Source organism: Streptomyces sp. NPDC058678 (assembly GCF_042714835.1).
Taxonomy (GTDB): Bacteria; Actinomycetota; Actinomycetes; order Streptomycetales; family Streptomycetaceae; genus Streptomyces.
The window spans coordinates 32,112-42,913 of sequence record NZ_JBHXSG010000071.1 but is presented as its reverse complement, the minus strand read 5'-3'; the positions used below and the strand labels follow the sequence as shown (position 1 = coordinate 42,913).

Annotated in this window: 5 protein-coding genes and 1 pseudogene; 4 read left to right on the top strand and 2 right to left on the bottom strand. The window is 67.5% G+C overall.

Annotation, left to right across the window (positions count from 1 at the left end; translation table 11 throughout):
- The 3 genes and pseudogenes from ACFWWR_RS40475 to ACFWWR_RS40465 all read left to right on the top strand — a co-directional run.
- Window positions 1-1,729 (top strand): FG-GAP repeat domain-containing protein (locus tag ACFWWR_RS40475; RefSeq protein WP_384308869.1); only part of this gene is annotated, 1,729 nt, incomplete at its 5' end.
- 147 nt (window positions 1,730-1,876) lie between these two features.
- The gene (locus ACFWWR_RS40470; protein ID WP_383874728.1) at window positions 1,877-2,359 is read left to right on the top strand and encodes a transposase; all 483 of its coding nucleotides are present in this window, start codon (window positions 1,877-1,879) and stop codon (window positions 2,357-2,359) included.
- Window positions 2,360-2,437: 78 nt separating this feature from the next.
- Window positions 2,438-2,695, top strand: a pseudogene (locus tag ACFWWR_RS40465) (transposase); the annotation flags it as partial.
- A 152-nt stretch (window positions 2,696-2,847) separates the two neighbouring features.
- Here ACFWWR_RS40465 and ACFWWR_RS40460 read toward each other — a convergent pair.
- The gene (locus ACFWWR_RS40460; protein ID WP_383874726.1) at window positions 2,848-5,166 is read right to left on the bottom strand and encodes a family 43 glycosylhydrolase; all 2,319 of its coding nucleotides are present in this window, start codon (window positions 5,164-5,166) and stop codon (window positions 2,848-2,850) included.
- Between the two features lie 194 nt (window positions 5,167-5,360).
- Complete coding sequence (locus ACFWWR_RS40455) at window positions 5,361-6,791, bottom strand: glycoside hydrolase family 43 protein (protein ID WP_384308867.1); 1,431 nt, start codon at window positions 6,789-6,791, stop codon at window positions 5,361-5,363.
- A 642-nt stretch (window positions 6,792-7,433) separates the two neighbouring features.
- Here ACFWWR_RS40455 and ACFWWR_RS40450 point away from each other — a divergent pair.
- Window positions 7,434-10,796 (top strand): discoidin domain-containing protein, encoded by a 3,363-nt coding sequence (locus ACFWWR_RS40450; RefSeq protein ID WP_384308865.1) that lies wholly within the window; start codon window positions 7,434-7,436, stop codon window positions 10,794-10,796.
- Window positions 10,797-10,802 lie beyond the last annotated feature (6 nt).

The window sequence follows — 10,802 nt, the reverse complement described above, 5'->3', positions numbered from 1 at the left end:
TCTGCGGGCCCCGCAGAGCGCGGAGGACGCCAAGGACGAGTACAGCTGGAAGAAGTTCAAGCCGGACGCCAAGCTGATCGTCGAGTTCAACCGCCCGCCGAAGGCGCCCTGGGCGCTGGACACCATCCCCAGCACCAAGGTGAGCAGCACCGAGTGCGGGAACGGTTCGTCGTACGTCACCCTCGGCAACACGGACGTGACGCTGGCCGCGCAGGTGTGGGACCCGGACGGCGGCTCCGTCAACGTGCAGTTCCACCTGTGGGCGACCGGCAAGCACGCCGTCTCGCCCGGGATCATCTTCGACAAGCGGATGAAGGTCACGGTCAAGTCGGCGGACTCCAAGGGCGCGCAGGCCCGGGTCGTCGTGAGCAAGGCCCTGCTTACGCAGCACATCGGCGCCAGCAACGGGCAGTTCTCCTGGAAGGCGCAGGCCGAGGACACCGCGGACGCGTCCTTCGCCTCCGACTGGACTCCGACGGCGGGCGCACCGGGCTGCCGCTTCGGTTTCGACCCGAAGGCGCCGGCCGTGATGCCGCTCGTCGGCACGAAGGACGGTCTCTACCCCGAGACAACGGCCGACATGGAGCCCGTCGAAGGCGCGCTGTCCCGCACCGAGGGCCTGTTCGAGTTCAAGGCCAACGGCGTCTCGGACACCACGGAATACCGGTGGGGCCTCGACCGGACCCCGCCGAGCAACTCGGTGAAGCCCGCGGCCAAGGGCGGCTCGGTGGAACAGAAGGTCACCCCGCCCACGCCGGGACCGCACACGCTGTACGTGCGCCTGGTGGACGCGGCAGGCAACGTGGGCCCGATCTATCCGTACCGCTTCTACGTGAAGAGCCCAGGCGTGATGGACAAGCCCGGTGACCTCAACGGCGACGGACTGCCCGACATGGTCGCCGTGGACGGCACCGACAACCTGCGCCTGTACGGCGGTACGGGCAACGGCACTCACGCGACGATGATCCCCCTCTCCTCCGGGGGCGGCTGGCGCGGCTCGCTGCTGACGCACCGGGGCGACTGGACGGATGACTTCTACGAGGACCTGGTCGCGCGCCACTCCGACGGCACGCTCTGGCTGTACCCGAACAGCGGCGGCCAGGGCGAGTTCACCGCCGACAACCGGGAGCAGGTGTACGTCTACCCTGACGAGGAGACGGAGCAGGCGACCGACCCCGCGACCATCAAGCAGATCGTGTCCGTGGGTGACATCACCGCCGACTCCGATGCGCGCTACCCCGATTTCGTCGCGATCATCGGCGACCAACTCTGGTTCATGCAGGGCCGCTACGGCGCGAAGATCGATTCGGGCTACCTGATCGGCACCTCCGGCTGGGGCAACATACAACTCGCCTCGCCGGGCGACGTCGACGGGGACGGCTTCACCGACCTCATCGCCCGCAACACCACCAACGGCGAGCTGTGGCTGTACCACGGCCGCAGCCCGGGCGACGCGGACGGCGACGGGATCTCCGACGGCGGCACGGACCCGGCATCCCTGGGCGGCGGGTCCAACCGCACGGCATACGCCACGGGGTGGACCACGGCCGCACGCCCCCTGCTGACCGCCACGGGTGACTCCAACGGGGACGGCATCCCGGACCTGTGGACCACCACCTCCAACACCACGGCGGGCCTGGAGTTCGTACCCGGCCGCAGAAGCGGCCTGGTGGGCCCCTCTACGGTGGTCGGCGGCGGCGGCTGGCAGGCGATCAAGTCGATCTCCTGACTCGGACTGCCGGTCTGCCGGTCTGCCGGATTGAGGAACGAGCGGCCGGTCGCACCACGCGACCGGCCGCTTTTCCCTTTGCCCGGCGGACGGACGACGTCCGACCAAGACTGTGTCCTACGTGGTGAGGCGGTCGTTGATTCGGGCATGGGGCGGGGTACGTGGAGTTGGATTGTTCCGGACGGGCTGTGGGAGATCGCCAAGCCGCTGATCTCTCCGTCGAGAGTGCGGCCGCAAGGCGGTGGAACGCAGGACACCCCTGATGAGACGCTGTTCGCGGCGATCATCTATGTCCTGGTCAGCGGATGCGCTTGGCGCCAACTGCCGCCCTGCTTCGGGATATCGAAGTCGACCGCCCAGCGCCGGTTTCCGATCTGGTCGAGAGCAGGAGTCTGGGGCCGCCTGCACGAGGCGGTACCGCACCGGCTCGACGATGCCGGCCTCATCGATGTCACCCGTGTCGTCCTCGGCACCGCCCACGTCAGGGCAAAAAAAGGGGGCGAACACACAGGTCCGAGCCCCGTGGACCGGGGCAAGCCTGGTTCCAAGATGCACATCCTGTCGGACGCGAACGGACTGCCCCTTCTCGTCGGCGTCTCGGCCGGCAACACCACGACAGCGAAGGGCTGAAGCCCATGATCGAGGGTCACCAAACGAGACACGACCCCCACCGCGGCCGCCACTTCAAGCCCCAGCGCCTGCACGCGGACAAAAGCTTATGCCCGCGCCGACCTGCGGAAATGGTTACGCGGCAAGCGCATCGGAGTCCGGGTCGCACGCAAAGGAATCGAGTCCAGCGAACGATTGGGCCGCCGCCGCTGGGTGATCGAACGCACCATGTCGTGGCTGTCCGGCTACCGCCGACTCAGCCCACGCTACGAACGCAACCCCCGCAACTACCTGGCCTTTCTCGGCCTCGCCGCCGCCATCTGCTGCTACAAACGACTTGTTCGCCTCACCACGTAGGACACGGTCTAAGGAGACGATCGCCCCCATGGGGAAGACGTTCGGAGTGCTCGCGACGCGGCTGACCGCCGACGTGAGGCTCGGCGCGCCACGACGCCGGTTGCCCCGCATGGTAAAGGGGTGCGGGGCAGCCGGCGAGCGAGGCAATGCGGTCAGGCCCAGGGGTTGACCGCCGTGAACGAACTGTCGGCGCGGAAGGTGGCGTTGTCCTGGTAGGGATCGATGCGCAGCTCGTAGTTGTAGTGGCGGAGGTAGCGGCCGGGATAGTTGTAGGACTCCAGGCTGACCGAGCCGGCGGCCGAGCCCGGCCGGGCGCAGTAGGTGGCGTCCTTGTGGAAGGTGGCCGTGCCGCTGTTCGCGTCGAAGCGGATCCGGTAGTCCTTGTGGCGCAGGTAGCGGCCGGCGGAGTCGCGGAAGGAGTAGCAGGTGGAGTCGGCCAGGCCGGGGACGATGGTGAAGGTGGCGCTCTGTTTGACCGCCGTGGTGCTGGAGGAGGTCACCGGGTCGAGGTAGCCGAGGCTGTCGGAGCGGACGGCGGTGTAGCGGCCGGTGAAGTTGACCGACTGGAGCGAGCGGTTGGTGTGCGTCGGCAGGGTGGCGCCGACGGAGACCGGGTCGATGCTGCTCAGGGTGGGGACGACTTTCTTGATCAGGCCGTCGGCGTCGAACTCCAGCTTGTCGATGGTGGTTTCGCGGTGGGTGCCGTCACCGCCGGGGATGGCGAAGCGGTGGTAGGCGATGTACCAGTCGTCGGTGTTCGGGACGTGGACCACGGAGTGGTGGCCGGGCCCCTTGATGCCCAGGTCGAGGCGCTTTTCCAGGATCACGCCTCGCTTGGTCCAGGGGCCGGTGGGCGAGGCTCCGGTGGCGTAGGCGACGCGGTAGTTCTCGTCCCGGGTGTCGTTCTCCGACCACATGAAGTAGTAGGTGCCGCTGCGCTTGATGACGAAGGTGCCCTCGTTGTAGCCGCTGGGGGTGATGTCGGTGACCTTGGAGGCGTCGAAGGAGACCATGTCGTCGTTGAGCGGTACGACGTATGCCCTGCCGTTGCCCCAGTAGAGGTACCGCTTGCCGTCGTCGTCGGTGAAGATGGCCGGGTCGATCATCTGGCCGGTGAAGGCGCCGCGGGCGATCAGCGGCTTGCCGAGCGGGTCGTTGAACGGGCCGGTGGGCGAGTCGGAGACCGCGACACCGATGTTCGTGTCGGCTGAGTAGTAGAAGTAGTACTTCCCGTTCTTCTCGGCCATCGTCGGGGCCCAGGCCCGGGCGTCGGCCCAGCTGACGTCGGGTCCGAGGTCCAGGATGACGCCGTGGTCCGTCCAGTGGATGAGGTCCTTGGAGGAGTACGCCTTGAACTTCGTGCCGCTCCATCCCGCGAAGCCGTCGGTGGTCGGGTACAGGTAGAAGGTGTCGCCGAACCGGACGATGTTCGGGTCGGCGGTGAGCCCCGGAAGCACTGGGCTCTTCATCTCCAGCGCCTCGACCGTCCAGGTGCGCTTCTCGCCGTCCGGGCCGGTCACCTCGTATGTCACGGGCTCGCTGAAGTCGCGCGGAGTGCCGGAGGCCGGGCTGATGGACGCGCCCTGGGCGATGGTGAACTGCGGGGCGAGCGTGGTGAGTTCGGTGCCCTCGGTCAGCGGGAGGGTGATTTTGCTGTTGGCGTCGTCGATGATGGCGTCGATCTTCAGCCTGGGGTGGGTGGCCGCGCCGATGCCCGTGGTGTTCCCGCTGAGATCGAGAACCTCGCCGGGTGCCAGCGCGCGGTCGTAGACCCGGAAGTCGCGGATCTTGCCCTTGAAGAGCTTGTCACTGGTGTAGAGCGACTTGCCGATGTAGTTGGCCGTGGTGATGCCGGACCCGATGGAACCGGGGGTGAGGGTGACCGACGTGTTACGGGCCTTCTCCATGCCGTCCTCGTAGAGGACGCCCGTGTTGCCGGTCTGGGTGTAGGTGACGTGCTTCCAGACCGAGCGCTGCAGCGCGGCGGAGGTCCGGGTGTTCTGCTCGGTGGACGAGTTCCCGGAGGCGATGGCGGTCCGGAACGAGTTGCCGGTGGTGAACAGGTACCCATTGCCGGTGCCGCTGGTGGCGGTGTTGCCGAAGCCGTAGATGAAGTATGGCGTGGCCTGGGCGGCGTCGATCTGCACGTCCATCGAGACGGTGATCGAGTTCATGCCGCTCATGATGTTGTCCGGCACCTTGATGAAGGTGCTGGACCCGTTGAAAGTGAGCCCCTCCCCGGAACTCGACCAACTTGCGGTGCCGTTGACGGTGCCGTTGCGTCCGTTGCCGGAGGCGTCCACCGCCACGGTGCCCGAGGTGGCGTCGAGTTTGTACCAGAGAGCCAGGCCGTCGGTGATCTCCGCCGCCTGGGCGGGGGCCGCCGGGCCGACGACGCCCGCCAGGAACGAGGCGGCGGCCACGGCGGCCAGAGCGCCCTGCCGGAATCTCCGGCGGCACTGAAGTCTCACGCTGTGCATGGTTCACATCCCCTGAAGAAGACATGCCTGAGGAGGGGGACGCGACGCCTCGGCCGAGGTACCGCGTTCCGCCCGGATGACACCTGCTGTGGCGTTGCGCTCGCGGGTGGGATGCCGACGCCTTCCTCGCTTGAGGGCGGGCGGCAGGTGGGGCGCCGCCCGAGGGCGCCGGCATCCCTGGCAGGTCAGCTCACCAGACGGAAGGTTGCGTCGCTGCGGCCTGTCGCGGTGGTGATCGTTTCCAGCTTCAGCTGGTAGGCGTAGTGGCGGATGTAGCGGTCGGGGTGGTTGTACGACTGGAACGAGGACCAGGACGAGTCGGCGAGCCCGGCGACCTGGCGGAAGGTGGCGTCCTCGGCGAACTGGGTGGTGCGGTCGTTGTAGACGAGTTGGAAGTCGGATCCGTCGTGCCGCAGGTAGTAGCCGGGGAAGTTGACCGACTCGAAGGAGACGGTGCCGGAGCCGGCCAGGCCCGGTCGCGGCCGGAACTTGGCGTCGTCGTTGGTGATGTTCTGGTCGATGCGCACGTCGAAGTTGGCGTGCCGCACGTAGCGGTCCTGGAAGTTGAAGGACTGCAGCCGCTTGGCCGGGGTGTTTGCCCAGCGGGCCTGGATCCGGGTGTCCTCGGCGGACGTCAGGTTCAGGATCGAGCCGTGGCGCTTCTTGGTGCCGCCCAGGGAGTAGGTTCCCGACGTCGGGAGCTGGTAGGTGCCGGGGACGGACGGGTTGGTCGTCGTGACCGGCATGTATCCCTTTCCGGCCGCGTACTGGTCGAGGTAGAGCGTCCACTCGTTGCGGTCCCGGAACTTCATCCACATCGGGCCCTCGACCTGGGAGCCGGTCAGCCCGATGCCGGAGAGGTTGCCGAGGTTGGTCCACGTGCCGAGGATCGAGTTGCTGCCTTCGAGGGTGATCTGGCCGTCGCCGGAGGCCCGGACGTAGCGGAAGTTGCCGACGCCGGAGGGCACCTCGACGATCTGGGTGTCGATGATGCCCTGGGTGCCGGGGCGGTCGATGTAGAGCTGCGGGGTGGTGATGGTGCGGAAGTCGGTGGTGCGGGCGTAGTAGATGCGGTGCTTCAGTACGCCGTTGAGGGTTGAGTTGGTCGCCCAGTACAGGACGTAGTCGTTGGTGGCCGGATCCCAGATCGCCTCAGGGGCCCAGGCGTTGCGCCCGTCAGGGATGGCGCCGGCGACGTTGAGCAGCCACGGCTGGGACCAGGTGACCAGGTCCGTCGATTCCCACACCACGAGGTTGCGGCTGCCGTTGGACGTGGAGTCCGACCACGACTGTCCGCAGCCGATGCACAGGTCGGTCGCGATGATCCAGTACTTGCTGCCGTCGGGAGAGCGCACCAGGGCGGGGTCGCGCACGCCGCGGGTGCCCACGGTGGAGCGCAGGGTCATCCCGCCGCCGTTGAGGTCGGTCCAGTTCAGCCCGTCCGCGCTGTACGAGAAGTACATCTGCTGACCGGTCGACCCCTCCCCGATGAAGTGCGTCATCAGGTAGCCCGGGTCCGCGGCGGCGGCCCGCTGAGGTGTGGTCACGACTTGGGCTGAGAAGAGCAGGCAGGCGGCGACAAATATCGCCGCCAGCCGAGCGCGAACCGCGGGCATATGCGTTCCTGTCTTTCTGGAGTGCCGTGATCAGGTGCAAGTGAGGTCGAGGGTGAGGCCCGAGCTCCGTTACCGATGGGGCCGGACCGGCTCCGGCGCGACGTGGGACGTGGCGTGATGCCGGTCAGCGGCCGAGGAGACGCGGTTTCCGCGTAGGCGTGGAAGCGACCGGAGACCCCGCAGTGGCGGGTCCGGCGACGAAGGCGGCGGAGAGGGCCGACGGAGCTGCCTCAGGAGGGAGCAAGTGACAGGTGCGCAACACGGGCTGTCCCCTTTGACGGCCATGGTTCGAAAAATCGAACATTGTTCGCAAGTTCGAGCAGAAGATAGATGTCAGTCAGAGGTAAGTCAACGGAACTGGCCAGTTTCCTCCCCGGCGCTCGCGCCTGTGCCCGCTCATGGCGCGGAGGCGTTTTGTGCTCCACCCTCTTGAACTGCGGAATCTTCCGCCCGCGCTCGGGCCGCTCGTGAGAACGCCGACTGCACGACCATTGACACGGCGCTGCGAACAGGACAAAGATCTCGCCTGCAAACACGTGAATGAAACGTTTCAAGAACTTCGGAACCAATCATTCCGTTCCTCACGACTCCGGCTTGCCGACGCGTTTGCTGCCCTCTCCGCACACCTCCTAGGAGCCCGCGATGCACGATGTAACGCGCCGGTCCGCCCTGCGCTCGGCCATAGCCGTGGCCCTGGCCCCCACTCTGGGTTCCCTGATGCTGCCCGGGCTGGCGCCGACCGCGTCGGCAGCGGTCTCGTGGACCGCCAAATGGGTCTGGGCCCCGTCCAGTTCGGCGAACCAGTGGGTGGCCTTCCGTAGATCGTTCACCCTGGGCTCCGCACCCTCGAAGGCCGTCACCCAGATCGCGGCCGACTCCAAGTACTGGCTGTGGGTCAACGGCACACTCGTGGTCTTCGAAGGCGGCCTCAAGCGCGGTCCGAACCGTACGGATACCTACTACGACGAGATCGATCTGGCCCCGTACCTGAAGAGCGGGACCAACACGGTGGCGCTGCTGGTGTGGTACTTCGGCAAGCAGGGCTTCTCGCACAGCAGCAGCGGCAAGGGCGGCCTGTTGTTCCAGTCCGACATCGCGACCGGTTCCACCACCACCCGGGTGGTCAGCGACACCGGCTGGAAGCACAAGGTCCACCCGGGCTACTCGAACAACACCAGTGGCACCCAGGTCAACTTCCGGCTGCCGGAATCGAACGTCTACTACGACGCCCGCAACGCCACCGCCATGGCCGACTGGCAGTCCTCCGGCTTCGACGACAGCGCCTGGAGCGCGCCCACCGACTTCGGCACCGCCGGCGCCGCCCCCTGGAACGGCCTCGTCGAGCGGCCGATCCCCCAGTTCCGCAACTCCGGCCTGAAGTCCTACACCAACGCCTCCTCACTCCCGAGCGCCGGCCAGGGTTCCACCGCCATCTCGGCCACCCTGCCGTCCAACATCCAGGTCACGCCGTACCTGAAGGTCAACGCTCCGGCCGGCGCGGTGATCGGCATCCAGACCGACCACTACGACGACGGCCGTGGCCTGGTCGGCATCGACCAGGCCACCATCTTCAACGTCCGCGCCACCTACGTCTGCACCGGCGGGGTCCAGGAGTTCGAGGCGCTGGCATGGATGAGCGGCACCGCCGTGCGGTACACCATCCCGGCGGGGGTGACCATCGTCGATCTCAAGTACCGGGAGAGCGGGTACGACACCGACTTCGCCGGGTCGTTCACCAGCAGCGACGCCCTCCTCGACACCGTGTGGACCAAGGCCGCCCGCACCATGTACGTCAACATGCGGGACAACTACATGGACTGCCCGACCCGCGAACGAGCCCAATGGTGGGGCGACGTGGTCAACCAGCTGAAGGAAGGTTTCTACACCTTCGACACCAACTCCCACGCCCTCGGCAAGAAGGCCATCTCCCAGCTGGCGTCCTGGCAGGAGTCCGGCGGCGTGCTGTACTCCCCGATGCCCTCGACCATCTGGACCGCCGAGCTGCCCAACCAGATGCTCGCCTCGGTGTGGTCGTTCTGGACGTTCCACCTCTACACCGGCGACACGAGCACGGTCACCGACGCCTACCCGGCGGTGAAGAAGTACCTGGACCTGTGGAGCCTGGGCAGCGACGGCCTGGTCGCCCACCGCGCCGGAGACTGGGACTGGCAGGACTGGGGCAGCAACATCGACACCCGCGTCCTGAACAACTGCTGGTACTACCTGGCCCTGGACACCGCCGCCAAGCTCGCCGCCCTCAGCGGCAACAGCGGCGACGTGGCCGGATGGCAGGCCCAGCGCGCCAGCATCAAGGCCAACTTCGACACCCTGCTGTGGAACTCCACGAAGAACGAGTACCGCTCGCCCGGCTACAACGGCGACACCGACGACCGGGCCAACGCCCTCGCCGTCGTCGCGGGCCTGGCCACCCCCAGCCACTACCCGGCGATCACCAACGTGCTGCGCACCCACCTCAACGCCAGCCCTTACATGGAGTTCTACGTCCTGGAGGCGCTGTACCTCATGGGCGCGGCCACCGTTGCCGAGGAGCGGATGCGCAACCGCTTCGCGGCCCAGGTCGCCGACCCCGCCTGCCACACCCTGTGGGAGGTGTGGGTCAAGGCGGACGGCACCGACAACCACGCCTGGAACGGCGGCCCGCTGTACGCGCTGTCCGCCTACGCCGCGGGTGTCCGCCCCACCAAGGCGGGCTGGGAGACCTACGAGGTCATCCCACAGACCGGGACCCTCACGAAGACCAACACCGTGACGCCCACCGTCCGCGGTGACATCCGCTGCGGCATCACACGCGACGGCACCCAGGTGACCCTGACGCTCACCTCGCCGAGCGGTACGACCGCTCGGGTGGGAGTGCCCACCTACGGCGGTTCCCAGCCCGTCATCCAGACGAACGGCACCACCGTCTTCACCGGCGGCTCCTCCACCGGCAGCGTCAGCGGTCTGAGCTACGACGGCAAGGATTCCTCGTACGTCTACTTCAAGGTCCAGCCGGGCACGTGGACGTTCACGGCGACGGGCACCGGCCGCCTCGACAACCTGGCCCTGAGCCGGCCGGTCACCAGCAACAACAGCCTGGAGAACAGCAGCTGGGGCAAGAACCGGCTCACCGACGGCAAGCTCACCAGCGTGTCCGGTGCCAGGGGATACACCAGCAACGAGTTCACCTCCGCCGACGTCAGCACGAATCCCGTGTGGGTGGAGATCGACCTCGGCGCCGACACCGACCTCGACGCCGTACGGCTCTTCCCCCGCACCGACACACCGGCGGCCGGAGGCGGGACCGCGGGGTTCCCCGTCGACTTCACGATCCAGACCCGCCCCGACGGATCCAGCACCTACACCACAGTCCGCACCGTCACGGGGCAGGCGAACCCCAGCGGACTGGTGCAGACGTACGGCTTCAAGACCACCACCGCCCGCCACGTCCGCCTGCAGGCCACCAAGCTCGGCGCCCCCGCGTCCGACGAGTCCACCAAGTTCCGCCTGCAACTCGCCGAACTCACCGTCCCGACCGCCGCGACGACTGTCACGGCCAACTTCACCCTCGAGAACAGCGACTGGGGCAAGACCCGGATCCTCGAGGGCACCACCACCAGCGTCACCGGCGCCAAAGGCTTCACCAGCATCGACTTCCCTTCCGCCGACGTCAGCGCCACACCCGTGTGGATCGAGGTCGACCTCGGCGCCGACCGGTCCATCGGCTCCGTCACCCTCCACCCGCGCACCGACGCCGGCGGAGCCGGCGGCGGCTCGGCGAACTTCCCCGTCGACTTCACCATCCAGACCCGCCCCGATGGATCCAGCACCTACACCACCGCCCGTACCGTCACCGGACAGTCCAACCCGAGCGGAACCGCCCAGAGCTACAACCTCACCTCCACCACGGGCCGCTACCTGCGTCTGACGGCAACCAGACTCGGCTCTCCGGCTTCCGACGAGACCACCAAGTTCCGGCTGCAGCTGGCCGAGATCGGCGTCAAGTAGCAGGCC

Excerpts from the sequence above, each read along its gene's own strand:
- ACFWWR_RS40470 (WP_383874728.1), top strand. The coding sequence starts at position 1,877 with ATGGGGCGGGGTACGTGGAGTTGGATTGTTCCGGACGGGCTGTGGGAG.
- ACFWWR_RS40455 (WP_384308867.1), bottom strand. The coding sequence starts at position 6,791 with ATGCCCGCGGTTCGCGCTCGGCTGGCGGCGATATTTGTCGCCGCCTGC.
- ACFWWR_RS40450 (WP_384308865.1), top strand. The coding sequence starts at position 7,434 with ATGCACGATGTAACGCGCCGGTCCGCCCTGCGCTCGGCCATAGCCGTG.